The sequence below is a fragment of the Paenibacillus sp. FSL R5-0766 genome (assembly GCF_037971845.1).
GTDB lineage: Bacteria > Bacillota > Bacilli > Paenibacillales > Paenibacillaceae > Paenibacillus.
The window spans coordinates 3,754,034-3,771,809 of the sequence record NZ_CP150227.1 but is presented as its reverse complement, the minus strand read 5'-3'; the positions used below and the strand labels follow the sequence as shown (position 1 = coordinate 3,771,809).

Annotated in this window: 5 protein-coding genes; all 5 read right to left on the bottom strand. The window is 49.4% G+C overall.

Features of this window, described 5'->3' with window-relative positions:
• Nucleotides 1-28: 28 nt before the first annotated feature.
• Entirely contained in the window at nt 29-5,938 is a 5,910-nt protein-coding gene (locus MKY66_RS16225; RefSeq protein WP_076216843.1) for a type I polyketide synthase, read from the bottom strand.
• Between the two features lie 35 nt (nt 5,939-5,973).
• The gene (locus MKY66_RS16220; protein WP_076216844.1) at nt 5,974-11,241 is read right to left on the bottom strand and encodes a beta-ketoacyl synthase N-terminal-like domain-containing protein; all 5,268 of its coding nucleotides are present in this window, start codon (nt 11,239-11,241) and stop codon (nt 5,974-5,976) included.
• 48 nt (nt 11,242-11,289) lie between these two features.
• Complete coding sequence (locus tag MKY66_RS16215) at nt 11,290-12,531, bottom strand: NAD(P)/FAD-dependent oxidoreductase (protein WP_076216845.1); 1,242 nt, start codon at nt 12,529-12,531, stop codon at nt 11,290-11,292.
• Nucleotides 12,532-12,940: 409 nt separating this feature from the next.
• Nucleotides 12,941-14,227, bottom strand: coding sequence for an IS110 family transposase (locus tag MKY66_RS16210; protein WP_339805241.1), 1,287 nt, complete (start codon nt 14,225-14,227; stop codon nt 12,941-12,943).
• A gap of 171 nt (nt 14,228-14,398) precedes the next feature.
• Nucleotides 14,399-17,680, bottom strand: a complete 3,282-nt coding sequence (gene fabD / locus MKY66_RS16205; protein ID WP_083657009.1) for an ACP S-malonyltransferase — start codon at nt 17,678-17,680, stop codon at nt 14,399-14,401.
• Nucleotides 17,681-17,776 lie beyond the last annotated feature (96 nt).

The window sequence follows — 17,776 nt, the reverse complement described above, 5'->3', positions numbered from 1 at the left end:
TTTGCATATCGGTCAATGTGCACTTGGTCTAACGATATACCGTTAACATTTGATTTTCATTTAGTACAAGCATTTCGGGTTTGCGGGTCATCTTGAGTATGACGGCCTGTTGCAGGGAACCTGACATCAGCCATTCCAGAATGGGATGGGCTTCCTCAGCTTCAATAGAACCAATGCCTTTCTGATGCATGCTTTGCCTTACCTGCTCAGATACGACCGAACCAACACTGCCCCAATATCCCCAGTTGACCACTTTGATCCGTCCAGGCCATTTCCTGTTCATCTGCGAGGCCAGGGCATCGGCATAACAGCAGGCAGCTACATAGTTGCCCTGACCTGGCAGTTTCATAAAGGAGTTCAGCGAAGAGAAAAACAAGACAAAATCGGGTTGCTTCCGAAGTCGACTCATTAATGCATTCACTTGTTCACTAATTTGAACTTTGGCTGACAGCACGTTGTTGAAAATCTCCTCATCCATACGCGCCAAACTTCTGTCAGACAACACTAGTGCAGAGTGGATTATTCCATTCACCTGTCCATACCGCTTTATGACAGACTCATAAGCCTGTTCCAGACGACCGGGGAGCGAAACGTCTGCCTGGATATATAGAGGTTCCGGCCCTAACTGGCCCAACTGTTCGATTTTATGGCGAATCTTGGGACTAAGGGGACTTCTTCCTAGCCAGATCACTTGGGCGTTGTAGGTCGCAATCATATAACGTGTCCAGACTTCGCCAATTCCTCCGGCTCCGCCAATAACCAAATAGACCCCTCCCTGCCGATAAGCGGCTAGTGGAACGGAATCGTATTCTATAGGCACCAATTCCTGGCGATACCATTCCTGATCCCTCCACACATATGCGTTTCCGTGGGGGTCCGGGGTCATATCTGCAATAGCATCCATTGGGAGAATTTCGCCACCATTCAGATCAATGACGCGAATGGACCAATGCGCATATTCCTTAGCAAGTGAACCCGTCAACCCATGAATAGCAGCCTGGTCCGGATCGATCGTATCATCGAAGGCGAGCGCTTGCGCATTCGTTGTAACGACCGTGAGGTGAAGACTTCTGGAGCCATATCCCAGGTGCAGAAGGCTTTTGACAAATCTGAAAAAACGAGTAAGTTCGGGTACGAAGCTTTCCTGCTCTTCCCTGTTTGTTTCTGTCATGTGATTCTCGGACATACCGGGGCGACAATGCCAGATCATATGATCGCAATCTCCTTCGGCAGCAAGCATATCCACCATCTGTGCCACAGATGCCTGTCTCGGAAAGACAATCTGTCGAAAATCATCCCCTCTCGGGAACCGAATGTTCATGTCGGCATTTTCGCAGAGAATCAGAAGTTTTCCCGCCGAAAACGCCTCAGTGCCGGAAACGTCTTCACTTGATGATTGCTGCTCTAATGGGAAAGGGGCCCATACCGTTGTAAGAACGGCCAGTTTAGCATTATTTTCAGCTGCTGCCGCTGCCGCCGACATGGTCAGATCTTGTGTCCAGGGCTCCAGGGCATGCAGATTATTGAAATGATCCCCAAACGGATTAGTCAAGCCAACTTCCTCTCCGGTCCAATCCTGCTGGGATTGGGGCGTGGCTGCCCACTTCCGTAACGCCAAACCTTCAAACTTTGCGCAAAGCAATCCATCATCACTATAGAGCGTGAGATCATAACGAGGCATGGAATTCCCAGGACCACTGCCCGCAGTATAACGGACTTCTACCCACATAACAGAAGAACATGGTCTGTAAATCTCTGCTTGTTGCAGTGCATATGGCAGCCAGGGCTCAGGCGAAAGACCTTCTTCCTTGCTCAACTGACTCAAATCCATAGCAAGTGCCAGACAGGCCTGAAAAGCCGAATCTAGCATGGATGGGTGGAGTCCGTATTCCTTCAGACTTTCTGTACCAGACAATGGCATGGCTAGTCGTGCCATAACGCTGTGCTGTCCTGTATACAAATGTGAGATGCAGCGGTGAGTGCTTCCATAAACCAGACCTATTCGAGAAAAAAATTCATATCCTCTCTCAGGTGGAACGGTCTTGTTGCCATGACGCTTATGCCAATCAGCAGGTTGGAATACAGGCGTGTCCCCTGTGGAGTGAATTAGGGAAACGAATCCTTGACTGCATAATACGGATGGAGCCTCAGCCTTCGTATTGCTTGTAATTTCAAACCGGTACCCCTGTTGGTGTCGCTCGGCCTGCAATTCAAGATGTACAGACAACGGCTGATCCTCTACAGATGCGGGATGCAACCATACCAGATCATGCAGACGAATATGATCGTTTCTGTTTTGCTGTCTGTTATGTTCTTCGGGCGGCAGGGAATGCCGTAGAGCTGCTGCAGCCATCTCCAGTTGAGCCGCTCCGGGTAATATGCTCACCCCTCTTACTTGATGATCACGCAGAAATGATTCGTTTCCGGTAAAACGTGAGCTAAACCGCTGACTGCCCAAATAACTGGTGTTTTTATGCAGCAGCGGATGCAGCCATTCTGGCTGGCTTCGCGCTACGACGTTTGTGGCTTCAAAGCCTTCATTCCCCGATGAGGAGGAGGATAAAGAAGGTATCATGTAATGTTCTTCCGCAAAAGGATATCCCGGCAGGCTGATTCGCTGTGGTTTAACCGTTCCATACCATTGGTGCCAATCCAACTTCATTCCGCGAACCCATTGCTCCAGAAGCCGAACTGTTTTTCGTTTGCGCATCCAGCTGGATGCCAGCTCCTGCATATCGTCATCGTCTACAAGTCGATTGTCATTCCGTTCAATGTCGATCTCTCCGGTGAATATCTGTTCATGTGCCGTTTCCTCGTTGAGATACGCCTGCAATTTGCTTACCATCTCCTTGATGGTATACGCCGTGAAAGCGCATCTGCATTCCATCTCTTCTCTTCCGGTTTGCAGTGTGTAGGCGATCCGGGCGAGATGTATGTCCGTATAAGCGTTGTCCTTAACGGATTGTACAAGCTGTCTCACCTTTATCCTGAGGCGATCTTCGGTTTTTGCCGATAAAACGATCATTACCGGTGCATTGGAATCCCCTGCCATCATCGATTTCTGGCCCACCTTGTTATCCGTCCTGTATTCCTCAAGGATGACATGGGCATTGGCACCGCCTGCCCCGAATGAGGAGATACCCGCAATCCGTGGATATTCGCGCATGCCTTCAGGTGTATCCAGTACGGGACGAATCCATGGAGTCATGTGCTGCTGAACGTGAAATGGGGTTTGACTGAACCGGATATTCGGGTTGCTGCTCTCTGCATGCAGTGAAGGCACCAGGCAACCGTGACGCATTTGCAGCAATATTTTGCTGACCCCGGCGATGCCAGCCGCACTCTCGGCATGGCCAATGTTCGACTTCACCGAGCCGATCGCGCAAAATTGTCTATCCGCGGTATGTTTCTCAAATGCCCTGCGCAAGCCTTCGATTTCAATCGGGTCACCCAGTGCAGTGCCGGTGCCATGTGCCTCAACATAACTGATGGTCCGGGCATCTACGCCAGATCGTGAGATGGCTTCGCTGATCACCTTTGCCTGCTGGCCGGGATTGGGCACGGTGTACCCTTTTGTTCTACCCGCTGCATTAATCATGCTTCCTTTAAGGATGCCGTAAATAAAATCCCCGTCGGCCTCCGCCAGATGAAGCGGTTTGAGCAGTAATGCACCAACACCCTCCCCGTCCACAAAACCGTTGGCTCCCTCTCCAAAAGGACTGCACTCGTTGTCTGGAGTCAGCATGGTTTTTTCGGATAACCTGACATAATGAACAGGGTCAACGATCAGATTCACACCGCCTGCGATGGCTACGTCACAGGTGCCGTTGCGCAGACTTTCCATTGCCAGGTGAATGGCCGTCAAGGAGGAAGAACATGCCGTATCCACGGCCAGGCTTGGCCCCGTGAAATTAAACGTGTAGGATACCCGATTGGCTATGGACCAAAAGGAAGCTCCCGTAGGATAGTTGCCATTCATTACACCTGCGTACACACCAACTGTACCCGCATCGGCAAGAGCCTGAGGCGTATAACCCGCATCTTCGATGGCAACATAGACCGTTTGCAGGAACTGCCGCTCCTGAGGGTCCATTTGTTCGGCCTCTTTAGGAGAAATATGGAAGAACAACGGGTCAAAGTGATAGATACCACGAATAAATCCTCCCCACCTGCTGTAAGACGTTCCTTTTTGTCCTTTCTCCGAATGATAGTGAGTTTTCCAATCCCAACGTTGTGAAGGTATTTCTGTAATACAATTTTTGCCCTGCATCAAATTGTCCCAAAATTCTGCCATATCATCAGCCTGAGCGTAACGCCCGGCAAGCCCGATGATGGCTACTTCACCTGTTGCCTCAGAGGGTTGTTGCTGCTTGTAACGATCAGTTAGGTGAGTAGCAGCTTCTGCCGAAAAATCACCAATTTTCAGTTCAGGCTCTGTTATCGATTCCTGTTGCATTTCCGTTAACCCAAGCATCGAGATCAGCTCAAACTTGCGCTTTTCCACAAAATGATTGACCAGTGCGTCAAGAGTTGTATATTCAAAAAAGAGCACGCTGCTCACATGCTCCCCCATTTCCTTATTTAGCTGCTCAGTTAACTGGATGATGAGAATTGAATCCAGTCCATACATTTCTAGAGCTTCCGCGGGATCGATTTGCTCTGGTTCTACATCCAGAATGGCACCGATCATCTTTTGTAAATACATCATACATGCTTGTTTTAATTCCCTGTCATCTACAGCAGGGTTTTTCGAGTTTAACGCGTTTAAGGCTGGTTCTGGTTCTTGAACTGTAATAGTCTCTTGTGGCTTTAGAGGCTCTTCCTTTCCCGCCGCTGGCAGCATCTGAGTCGCTGATGAAAAGATGTGTTTCTGCCGGACTATTCCGTCACTCGCTGCGCTTATAATTTGCTGGCCCAGTCCTTCGGCGTTGGATGCGGGAAATTCTATGTCAAAGTAACCCTCCAGTTCGAGTGCCGTTTTCCACTGATTCGGATGCAATAGCGGAGTGCCGGGAATACGCACCTGTTCGTCTTCGAACAGCCACCATCCGGTCAGCAAGCCAAACGTAACATGGTTAAACAGGGAATCCTCAATAATTTCGTTGATTAGCAGTTTACCATTCAAGGTCAACAACGCTTTGGCATTGCGCAAAGTATTGCGGATCTGACGTGTGGCGTGCAGCACGTTGGTAGCCACGACCAGGTCATATCGTCCCGCTTCAACTCCCTGAGAATGCAAAGGCTCTTCAATATTGAGCAGGCTGTACGTAAGGTAGGGATAATGCGGTCCATATTGTTTCCTTGCATGTTGTAGAAAAGATTTGGAGACGTCCGTGTAACAGTATTCCTGAATAAGTTCACGGTAGGGCTCGAACTTTTGAAACAGCATGGAGCTTGTTCCTCCAGTTCCAGCGCCGATTTCAAGAATGCGGATCTTGCGATTGCCATGCCCGGAGAAATCCCTGATCAGCTTGGCGGCCTCATCTGCAAGCAGTGCATTGAAATAATCAGCAATTGAATTTTGTTTGTATATTCCCTCGACTCTTGACATGGAGCCACCCGGAAACATGATCTCTGTTGCGGACTGTTTGCCTGTAACAATGTCGGGCAGTGCCCGGATCATCACCTCAGCAAGCTCCACCCTTGCTCTCATTTCTGGCTGTGTAATCCAGCGCTCCTTGTGCTCCTCCCAATCAGACCAAATGTTGCTTCGTTCAAATTCACCGAGTTCCGGGTTACGCTGAAGAATGTGAAGCGTGTGGTCCATCCATCGTTGGTATGCAGGAAGCACACCAGGATAAGAAGTGCAGTGCGAAGCTCCTGCCATCGTTCCAACATCTCCAAGCTGTTCCATCTGAACAATCAACACATGCATCAGCTTCTGGTTTAATGAATTCCACAGCTTGTGCTGTAAGGATAACCGCTCGTTATCTTGCATGATTTCGCCCTCCTGTTGGATTACACGCTTCATGCCTAAAATACTGTCATGAATTCTTGCTCGCTAATCGCGTATGGTTTTGCCTCACCATTGATTTTGACCAATCCCAGTTGAGGAAGTGAACTGGCCAGAAGAAGTTCCAGCGCAGCCATCGCTTCGGGAGGCTCTATCGAGCCAATACCCTGTTTGGTCATCCGCTCACGATAAGCTGGAGAAGCCACCGTTCCGGCGCTTCCCCAATACCCCCAATTAATGGTTTTAACAGGGTAATGAAGACAACGATGAAGCCACTGGGCGAATGAGTCTTTGAATGTACAACCGGCTGTATAATTGCTTTGCCCGGCAGGTGTGGCAAACGCATTGATGGAGGAGAAAAACAGCATAAAATCAAGCGACTCCTTCTCAAAAACCTCGAGCATTCCCGCGCATACGTTGACTTTTGCATATAATCCTTCATTGAATTGGGGCAAGTCCATTTTCATTACACTGCTGTCTCTGAGTGCGATGGCAGCATGAATAACACCATGAATGGTTCCGTGGCGTTGTTTGATTAACCTGTAAGCCTCATACAAGGCCTCAGAACTGCCTGCATCTGCTGATATATATTCTGGAGCCATGCCTGTCAGAGCAAGCCTCTCCTGCTCTTTTATAATCTCAGGGTTGAGCGGTGTTCGTCCGATCCAAATGATCTGAGCGTTGTAGCGACTAATCATATACTCGCTCCATACTTTACCCAATCCGCCAGCACCGCCTATAACAACATATACGCCGCCGTGACGATAAGCCGATTGCTGGATGGAAGGCAGTTTAACAGGCAGCAATTCGCAGCGATGCCACTGTTTGGCCCGATAGACAATCAGATTGCTCCAAGTGTTCTCAGCCACAGTAGGCATATCGCTCAGCGCTGGCAGACTTCGATCTGCAAAATCCAGATCAACTACCCGGAACGTCCAGTTTTTGTATTCTTTGGCCAAAGAACCGAGGAAGCCATGTATGCTTGCATGGAGCGGATGCACTTCATCCTGGGCATGAATGGCTATGGCACTAAAAGTAACTACGGTCCATTGGAGAGGGATTCTGTCATACCCTAGCTGCAATAGACTTTTGACCAAACTGAATACAATAATCACGCCTTCTTCCTGGCTCTGAGTGATCGCGCTGGCATCCTTCCCTTCTGCGCTGCCCAGCCCCGAGACCCACACCAGATGGTCAAACTGCCCGCAGTTTTCCAGTTCTTGGGCCATTTGCTCCACAGTTTCGCCAGGCTTCAGCAATATCAGTGAAGCTCCCGGATATTGCTGTCTAACCTCATCAAGGTATCCGCTCATCTCTACTGTCTCTGCAACAATGAGGGCCGTTCTGAGGCTCTCGAAAGGAATCCTGCTGTCTTTCTCCGATGGAAGCACACTCCACACAGGAGCCAGCAACTCTGTACCAGGTGGGAAATCTTCGTGCAAATCCCTGGTGATCGTTACCCGCTCTGCATCCTGCATCACGCGCTGCTGCCTCGTCTCCCCCGGAATGCTGCGGCACATGTAATTCCCAATCCGGACACAGACGGTTCCCTCAGCATCCATTAGATCCATGTCCAGCTTCGCCACGTTCCCTTCGATTGGACAATCATCACTGAAACGCACATGCACCCACATCTCTGCTGTACACGGCAACAAACAATCCATTTCTTCCATATAAAAAGGAAGCTTCGTTCCCTTCTCTTGATCCTGAAGGGTGGCGTTATCGTTAAGCAACAACATCGCTGCCTGCAAGGCCCCATCCATCAGGCTAGGATGCAAGGCATAATCGCCCAATGTATGCTCTATATGGGAAGGGATGTTCAGATGTGCCAAAGCCTGACCCGAGCCGATGTACATTTGCTTAATCGCCTGATGAGCTGGTCCATATTCCAGCCCTTGTTCTCGCAAGCGACCATAGATGGTCTTATGATCCAACAAACTCTCCTCTCGCATGGCTGCAATCACAGACGAAATATCAAGACGATCAACAGGGGCCAATGATCTCAATGCGACGCGGCCTGTGCCGCAGGTCAGACGATCTGGGGCTTCGCTGCCTTCCGCACTGATCTCATATCGCAGAACTCCCCGTTCCGTGTCTTCGTAATGTAGTCGAACAGATACCTCAACCGGTCGTTCATCCACGAAAATCGGACTTGTCCAGGCTGCATTCTTAATCTGGAACGCTGCAAAAGAGGAAGAGGGTGATTCGTTTACACTGTGCAAAGCCATGCGGGCCATCTCCAGATATGCCACACCTGGAAGTACCCGTTGCCCTCGAACCCGGTGATCGTTGAGAAAGAATTCATGCCCTGTAAAGTCCGAACAGAATCTTGTGCCCTGATTAGCCGAAAGGTTGCGATGAAGCATTGGATGAAGCCGATCATATTCTTTTTTGCTTTCCGTTTCTTGGAAGGAATCCTTCGCTTTTCTACCAAAGTTGGCAGACCAACGGAATGTTTTTCTTTGAAATGCATATCGTGGCAACCGTATTTTCTGATAAGGCTCCTCTTCCGCAAGCTGACGCATATCGAGCTCCATGCCCGACAGCCATAATCGCAGTACAATTTCGTGAAATGGCAATTCCAAGGTCACTTCCTCTGCTTCTTGTCCGGTCTGCTTCATCCAGTCAGTGGCTTTTTCTGAATGAGGTAGAGGTATGTTGCGATCTATTTCATTTTCACTACCGGGTTGAAGGAAGTCATTTAGAAATTGGACTGCGTTGTGCATTCCACCTGTCTGCTGTTGATGCTGACGAATGAGTGTGTATGCGCGTTCTGGCAGCATGAGTCCGGAATTCTGGTTTAACTGTGCTGTGATCCGTGAAAGTTCATGATGTTCCCCTGTCTCATTCAACAACAACTCGATAATGTCTCTGCGGGTAATAACCTTATCCGCCAGAAGATCAAGCAGTTCCTGTACAGCCGGAATGTCTGACTCTTCCGAGACCTGAAGCTGCCACTTTCGTTTCACCCTGCGCAGCGCATCCATGACTGCAATGCATAACACAGCCGACGTGGAACGGAAAGATTCGCTTGTACTGCTGCTGTCAGACGTTGGTTGCAGCTGCCAAGCGATGGTTGTCCCCGTGCTCTCCTGCCATTCGTCATTCCATTCATTTATGTAGTTCCTGAACGTATATTGATGGGTGTATAAACGATGCGCACGATCCATCAATTCGTCTCTGAACCCGTCGTAAGCCTGTTCCTCCACGATCCGTACAGATTGAATCAAATCATGTACATAGGAATCATCAAAAGCAAAGGGCATGATTGGGGATGAGCTTCCCTCCTGTATGACAGGCCATATGGGGCTGCATTGTCTCACGTCTTCAGCACGCTTCTGCTTGAGTAGCACGGAGATCATATCTTCAACAGATATGTGACCTCCAATGACCCATGCAATCAGCATGCCAATTCCTGTTCCCTGAATCCAACGAGGGGCAAAACCCAGTTGAATCAAGGAAGCAGCATGAACATATCCGGCTATAAAACAATACAGCTCTCGCCGATCTTCATGCCACGTATCCTGATAGTACCCTGCCATCAAGTCTTCCCATTCTTCTCTCATGCCGTTTGCTTTTAATGCTGCCTCGATTTGCCTTTCCGCCTTACGCAGTAATAACTGAGACGTATGTCCAGAGCATTTCAATTGGGCGTATCCCTCCCATGTGGGACTCTGAATGTTCAGATACCTTGCGGATACTCCAATCTGTGGGCTGCCGTAACAGTCGGAATTCAGCAATGTCCTGAGCTCTTCCCGGGTATGAGCCCATCCGCCAAACCGATATTTGAAATGCTCTCTGCCTTTAAGCAGCGACAGGCTGATGGCTTGTAGTGTATCTTCCGCATTAGAATGCCTGTCTAACCACTGCTGCCAATCGGCGACATGCTCCTGCAAGCTCGCTTCCGACTTGGCAGACAGCAGAAATAATCGGGAGGGCTCTTTGGAATTCTGCTGAACAGATAGCTTGGAGGTAACAGATGGTTGGAGAGCAGGTTCGTAGTGTTCGACCACAATGTGGGCATTTACACCTCCGAAACCGAATGAACTGATCCCTGCGCGCAAAGGCTGTCCCTGCTCCCGACTGTGCCAAGTCTCTTGTTTCCGTGCAACCTCCAGCGGTGTACGCGAAAAAGGAATCATCGGATTCAGTGTCTTCACATGAAGAGAGGCTGGAATTTTCCGATGTTTCATCATCATTATCACTTTAATAAGACCAGCTATGCCGGCTGCACTCTCCAGATGACCGATGTTTGTTTTAACCGATCCAATCTTACAGAATGACCGATCCGGGGTATAGTCCCGAAATGCCTGGGTTAACGCCTCGACCTCAATCGGGTCCCCCAGCGACGTGCCAGTCCCGTGTGCTTCAATATAGTTAATAGTGCGAGGATCGATATCCGTAGCCTTCCACGCAGCCAAAATGACATCACGCTGTGCCTCCATGCGAGGTGCCGTAATGGACAAACTTTTCCCCGTGTGGTTGACAGCAGAGCCTTTAATGATGCCATAAACCGTATTTCCTTGTTCAACTGCTTCCTCCAATCGCTGTAGAAGCAATACAGCAACCCCGTCTCCCGGGACATATCCGTCCGCACTCTGGTCAAATGTTTTGCACTGCCCTGTTGGGCTTAACATTCTGGATTGGGAAAAGGAAACGTATTTGAGCGGGTCGAGATTCAAATTCACGGCAGAAGCCAAGGCATAATCACATTCTCCCAGAATCAGGGCACGTCTCGCTTCGTGAATAGCCACAAGTGAGGAAGCGCAGGCGGCATTAATAGGCAGGCTCATGCCACTCAAATTAAACGCGTAGGATATCCGGTTCGCAAGCAAGCTCTCATAATTGCCAAGACAGGCATAACTGTCTGCCTGCGAGGCTTCCATTTGCTGCAAATAACCCGCTGTCATCACGCCGGTATAAACCGCTGTCACCTTCTGCTGAAGCTCCGACAGAGAAATACCCGAATCCTCGATGCAATGCCATGTATCTTCGAGAAGCAAACGCTGCTGTGGGTCCATGCTCGCAGCCTCGCGCGGGGAAATGTTAAAAAAGCTGTTGTCAAAATCATATGCTCCTTCCACCACCCCGCACCATTTGCTTAAGGTTTTGCCTGCGCCATTCGAGTTTGACGAATAAAACTGCTCCAAGTCCCAGCGTTCCGGGGGAATCTCGGAGATGGAATTGCGGCCTTGAATCAGGTTTTCCCAAAATGAATCATATCCGCTGGCTCCCGGGAAACGGCAGGCCATACCCACAACGGCAATTTCCGTCCTTTTGCTTCCCATCTGAATGTCTCCTCTCCTTTGGTATCTGCATACTGATCTTTCATCTCATTATGGCTTCATAATTCCCGCAAAGCGCAGCATGTGTGAGAATGACGGTGGTTTGTCACTGTATCCCGACGTAGTCAGCATTTGTTCCTTCAGCAGATTAGGACACTTGCCAATTCGACGAAAAGCAGCATTGCGAAGTGTCACAAATGCACGGTTCTTCACAAACCAGCAATAGGTATGAGCTGTGCTGTTGCGCTGGATGAGACGCACATATTTCCTTCTTTTTTTCTCATACAGGCGAAGCTGACGTTCCGAGCAGTCATCGGTAATGAGCGCTTCCTCCAACGTATTCGACAGTTCGACAGCACCCTGAATCGCCAGATTCATTCCCTGTCCCAGTGCCGGACTTAGAGCATGGCATGCATCTCCTAGCAGAACGGCGCCGTTAATCGCCCATTTTTCGGTATGCAGATAATAGGCTGGAATGGACTGAACCTGTTTGAAATCCACGATCTGTGATATTTCTTGCTGCAAGTGTGGACAGAGGGACAGCAGCATGCCGCGCAACGATTCAATACCGTCCTCCCGGATGCGCTGCCATAGATCCTTTCGCAAAGCTAGGTAGATCCGCAGCCTTTGGCCGGGCAAAGGAAAGACTCCGCAGCTTACACCTTCGCCAAAGAAAAAGCTGGCTTCTTCCCTGGTTTGTGTGACATCCTGAAAAGTAAAAGCGAACATTTTTGCCATCTTTTCCTCATAGGGATAAAGGTGATATTTAAGCCCCAACTGATCCCGAATTTTGGACTTGATGCCGTCTGATCCGACAAGGATTTTGCTGCCGATGCGTACCGTTTTGCCCGCTGAATCTGCTTCGATCCCGCTCACATAATGATCGCTGAACAACAGTTTGCCTGCGTTCATGCCGGGGTAAAAGCGTACGTTGGGCATTTCCTCAATGGCGTTAAACAGGCTTTGATGAATGTGGTGATGGTCCCCGTTCAATGCATAACGCACAGGTATGTCCATTTCCTCATAGCTGCCCGTAAAACAGTTGACACCCCCAAGCGTGCCGTAGTTTACCCGTGCTACATGAGCGCAGTGTTTGGTTACTTCAGGAAGAACGCCAAGCTTGTCCAGCAGATCAATCGTTACCGGCTGAAGAAAATCACCTTTGGGAATGTTGGGAAATTGTTTTGAGCGTTCAATCAACACCACCTGTCGACCTTTTCTGCCCATGGCCAGTGCCAGCGCCACGCCTGCAATGCCCGCCCCCACAATAAGCACTTCACTTTCAATATCCATTCGATTCCTCCCACTATAAAGTAATGTTTTCGCCTGTTTTCTCGTCCATTCGTAGATTTACAACTTCGACATCTTGGCTTGATGGGAGAATATTGGTTCAGAACCAGATTTTGCTGTAATGACCGGTGACGGGAACAGAGCTTGGACTCCATTTTTTATCCAAACTGTGGTCATACTTATGATCGCACAGTGGATCTCCACATCTCCCTCGGGGTTCACCCTCCCATGTCACGCGGGGTCATTGCCCTTACATTCCTTCGTTCTACCTGCCAAGGGGTGGAGGCCGATTCTTGCTCCTAAACGGGGTCGTTGCCCTTATGGAATGGTATTCTTCGGCTTCTCCGGTGCTTCAATTGTCTCGTTATACATCTGTGAACGAGTCGAGATTTCAGGCTATTGATTCTTTGAACTAAGCTGCAATCTGTTGTAACTGCGCTTGTCGTACAGGACCAAGAACTTCGTTTGCGTTGTACTCTATTTCCTTCGTCCCCAGCGTGTGCAGGACGCGTATCAGTTTGCCGCAGAGCGCGATTAGCGACTGTTTTTTCTTCAGCGGATTTTGACTTCGTGTTGTGAAATACTTGTGAAGGGCCTTGAACTCCTCATTCTTAGCTACCATTGGCATGACGCAACGGAACAATAGAGCTCTTAGTCGAGATCGTCCACGCTTGGTAATGCCAGTTTTACCCTTACGCTTACCAGAACTATTTTCTTTTAGATTCAAGCCCGCCAATCGGATGATTTGTTGTCCGTGGTCGTAATGACTCAAATCGCCAACCTCAGCCAGAAATCCTGCAACGGTAACCGCGCCAACGCCTGGGATATTCAACATCTGCGTTGTTCCCGGTATCTCACTTAAGATGTCCATGACCTGTTTCATGGTCGTTTCCACCTGTTTAGAGAAAAGCTCATACTGGTCGAGCAAGCTCAGAAGCTCCAGTCTCGCAGCTCGTAACCCTTCGGTAAGCCCGATGGATATCCCGGCTGTCGCAAAGAGCTTTTCCGCTCTCTTAATACCGACTCCGCGCTTCACTTCCGTTTTCCAGTGTGCGAGAACGCCTCTGGCGCCTGTAGAGACGATCTCTTCCGGTGTCGGAAACTGGCGCATGGTCATCAAGGAAGTTTTGCCTTCCCAATCTTTAAACACGCTCAAATACTCTGGAAAATAGCGGTCGAACCAATTATGCACACGTGCCTTGACTTGGTTTAAACTCACCATAACCTTCTCACGGAAATTCATGAGGATGCGTAGTTCGGCATATTCCATTGCCGGCAATTTGGGCTCCGAGTACTTCCCGTTTCGAATGAGATCTGCAATGACTTTGGCATCCTTATAGTCACTCTTCGTCGGCGAGTTATCCTCAAGTTCCTTGCTCTTGTTTACGTGATGCGGGTTCACAATGACGATCTTGATATCTCGAGCTTGCAGAAAAGCGGCTAGCGGAAACCAGTAGTGCCCGGTAGGCTCGATTCCGAAAACAATGTCCGTTTTCAGATGAACCTCCTGAAGTTCTTTCATCCATGTTACTAGCTTCGTTAACCCTTCCTGATCGTTGTGGAACACGCAGTCTTTTCCTAATTCAATGCCACGGAAATCTACCGCTCTAGCTACGTGAATCTTTTTAGCAATGTCTGCTCCAATGACTAGCGTTTCTTCCGTAATTCGCGTAATCCGTTGATTCTGTTTCTGTTTCATCTTATACTTCATTATGTGCGCCTCTTTTCGTATGTGGGTATTGTTCTTGTCCGGAACAACGATTCCCAGTATACTAGAGGCGCATTTTTCATTCAAAGCTCAAATTACTTCATTACAGGAATGGCTCCTTATTGACTTGTCTCACTGCGCATCTAATTGTGCTGGGCCGTTTTATACCAGTTGAAGCAGGCTTTCGTTAAGTAGCTGGGCTGTTTCTTCCATTAACTTCTCTCCGATCAGATGCACATGGCGCTGTGTCCAGGATTCGAGCGTTGTTCCTTGTACCCACTGATTAAAAGCACCGAGTGCCGGACCGCAATATACTTGAAAGTCCACCCTGTGCTGATGATTCTCATCCCCCTGAAGCGCCAGTTTGGCGGAGTGCTCCAGATACCATTTGAAAATAACGGCCATTCTGGCCTTGGGACTACGTTCGGCAAGTGCTCTCTCCTGGGTTGTAAGAGCGGATTCCATCTCCGCGTAAATGCTGTCAAAGCTCCTTTTGAAATACTGCTCCTGAAGCCTTGTTTTTGTTTTCTCATCGATCTCGTCGATGCTGTCGTACTGGCGATACAGTTCATGCAGTTTGTTAGCACGCGCAGGAAAATAAACACCTTTCTTCAGCACCTGTACCTTGCCTCCCAGTTCAAACATGCCTGCTGCGGGCGCATATCCGGTATCCTGAACGTTGATTTGCTGAAGCAGTTCCTTTACGAGTTGGCTAGTATTGGCTTCGACCGTACATTGATTAATCGAGCCGGTCAGAATAAAGTCTGCCCCCATGACAAATACTGCCGCAGCCGCCTGGGGTGTACCAATACCTCCAGCTGCACCGACTCGGAGTGCTTTGGCGTAGCCATGTTTTTTCATCATCTGATTGCGCAGGGACAGCATGGCAGGCAGCAGGGTCATGGATACTGCACCATCGGTATATCCTGCACAGTCGGCTTCTGCACAGATGTCATCTGCCATCGGCAATTGCTGCGCCCATTGGGCCTGTTCAGCAGAAATGCGTCCTTCAACCAGCAATTGGTCCAGCATATGTTGCGGAGCTGGACTCATGAACAGCTCTGCCACCTCTGGACGAGAGCATTTGGCGAGAAGAAGATGAGATGAAGCCACAGTACCATCGGATCTACGATAGATTCCTTTGACCCGATATTGGATAAGTGCCGGAGTCATGCCCAGAAATCCTTTAGCTTCCATCTTGTTCAGGCCCAATCTAAGCATTAACTTGATTATCTCTTCCTCGCGCTGAGGGTGGAGAGGATCATGAAGCACATTTAATCCCCAGCAATGTTGGACAGGCAATTCTTGCCGGATGGACATCACCGCCTCTTCCACTTCTTTAGCGCGCAGTCCACCTGTTCCAAGAAAGCCGACCATACCAGCTTTTGCAAGTGTTGTGATCATCGCCACAGATGAAATGCCGCCAAACATGCCTCCCGCAACGTACGCCAGCCTGGCACCATAATCCTGCCTGAATTCAGCGCTGCCCATCCGTTCAGATTGGAAACGCCGCGAACTGCTGAACGGATGGGCAGCGGTCTCAGACACTCGCAATGATTCATCTTTAGGTACGTCCTTTATCACTGCGAGTGAAGCCGGAGGCGGTTCCACAGATAATTTCTCCACAAAAAGTGGCTTGGCCTGAGCCTGGATAGCCTTTACGAGTTTGCTTAGAGCCGTCCCGGGTCCAATCTGTACAATATCGTTAACCCCTTTTCCCATCAGATATCGAATGGTATCGGTCCATTGCACAGAGGACGTCAACTGCTCCACCATGTTGTGTTGCAGATGATCGATTGTATAGGGTCTTGCCCCAACATTGGAAATAACGGATAGCGTCGGGGCAGCAAACTGAAATTGCTTGAGATATGCAGCAAATTGCTGCTTGGCTGTTTCCATATATCTGGAGTGAAATGCGCCGCTCACATTCAAGATGACGTAATTGGATGCACCTTCCTGCTCAAACACAGACTTCGCCTGGACTAGCAAATCCTGCGGACCTGAAATAACGATCTGACTGGGACTGTTCATATTAGCAATATCCAAGTGGTCAAGGCCATGCTGCGCAAGAATCTTACCCACAACATCCGAATGCAGCCCGATCACAGCTGCCATCCCACCGCCCTCTGCCCTTCCCATTAATTCACCGCGGAACTGGACGATACGTAGTCCGGTTGCAAAATCAAACACGCCTGCAGCCAGCAACGCATTAAATTCACCCAAACTGTGTCCCGCAACATAGTCCGGCTTCCCCTGTTGCTCAAGTTCCCTGTAGTACATCAGGGCATTCACGGTGTACAGGGCCGGCTGGGTGTATTCCGTACGTTTGAGTCGGTCTCCGGGGTCCGCAAGACACAGCTCGCGTATGGAATATCCCAATATTTCATCTGCGGTGCGGACCAAGTCCGGATAAAGATTCCAAACGTCGTGCCCCATGCCCTTGAACTGCGAGCCTTGCCCTGGAAATACATAAGCCCTCATGTTCTGCTCTCCCCTCTGAATGTTCATGGACGGCTGTTGATATTGCCTAGCCACGCTCTCCAATTGTTCCTTATCCCTGTAAAAGGGAGATAACAAAACGACCGCAGCTGATGAAGCTTGTTTGTCTGCAAGCCGCTTCACAAAACCTGCAAGCGTACCGCCCGGACTGATATCGATATAGTGATGCGGTCCGGCAGATTCAAGCTTTTGTATTGCTTCGCGAAAGAGAATTGGTTTTCGCGCAACCTGCCAGAAGTGATTATGTGCAATTCGGCCAGCCTCCCCTCCAGTCATACAGGAGATTAACGGGATATTAGGGGCTGCAAATGTAAATGCCTGCAAATCTTCCGTGTATGCTGCCTCTGCGCTATCAATCCATTGAGAATGATAGGCAAAAGAAACCGGGAGCATCTGACTAAACACAGCATGCGATGTGAGCCACTCCTGTGCTTTTTCCAGTGTATGCACCGATCCGGAAATAACAAAATGCCCGTCATAATTGACGGACACCAAGGTACAATATTCAATTTCCGGAAGTTCCGGATATAGAGATGCATCTCCCAATATCGCTAACATCGCGCCAGAAGGGCAATGTTGCTCGAATCGTATTGCCTGCTTCATAACACAGCGCAAGCCATCTTTTGCACTGAATACGCCTGCAATCGCAGCGGCGGCAAATTCCCCAAGGCTGCTGCCAAGGACGTAATCAGGTATCACGCCACGAGTCAATAACGATTGGGCAAGTGCATACTCCACCATGTAGATGGCGGGATGCGACAGAATTGTACGTTCGAAGCGGTCCTCATCGGTTGACGATTCGCCGTACATATACTGGACGATTGACTCGCCCCCGCATTCCAAAACCGTTTGATCCAGAGCAAGCATCGTTTCTCTGAACAATGCATCCTGCTCAAACAGCTCCTTCCCCATCTGCGGATACTGCGATCCTTGTCCAGAAAACATAAAAACAACGGAATCGCTCAGTCTGAGCACCTCCTTACAAGCACATCAATAGACATATCAAATAAACTCCGCTATCCCCGTTGATCAGGGACAGAA

Excerpts from the sequence above, each read along its gene's own strand:
- MKY66_RS16210 (WP_339805241.1), bottom strand. The coding sequence starts at position 14,227 with ATGAAACAGAAACAGAATCAACGGATTACGCGAATTACGGAAGAAACG.
- MKY66_RS16220 (WP_076216844.1), bottom strand. The coding sequence starts at position 11,241 with ATGGGAAGCAAAAGGACGGAAATTGCCGTTGTGGGTATGGCCTGCCGT.
- fabD (WP_083657009.1), bottom strand. The coding sequence starts at position 17,680 with ATGTTTTCTGGACAAGGATCGCAGTATCCGCAGATGGGGAAGGAGCTG.
- MKY66_RS16215 (WP_076216845.1), bottom strand. The coding sequence starts at position 12,531 with ATGGATATTGAAAGTGAAGTGCTTATTGTGGGGGCGGGCATTGCAGGC.
- MKY66_RS16225 (WP_076216843.1), bottom strand. The coding sequence starts at position 5,938 with ATGCAAGATAACGAGCGGTTATCCTTACAGCACAAGCTGTGGAATTCA.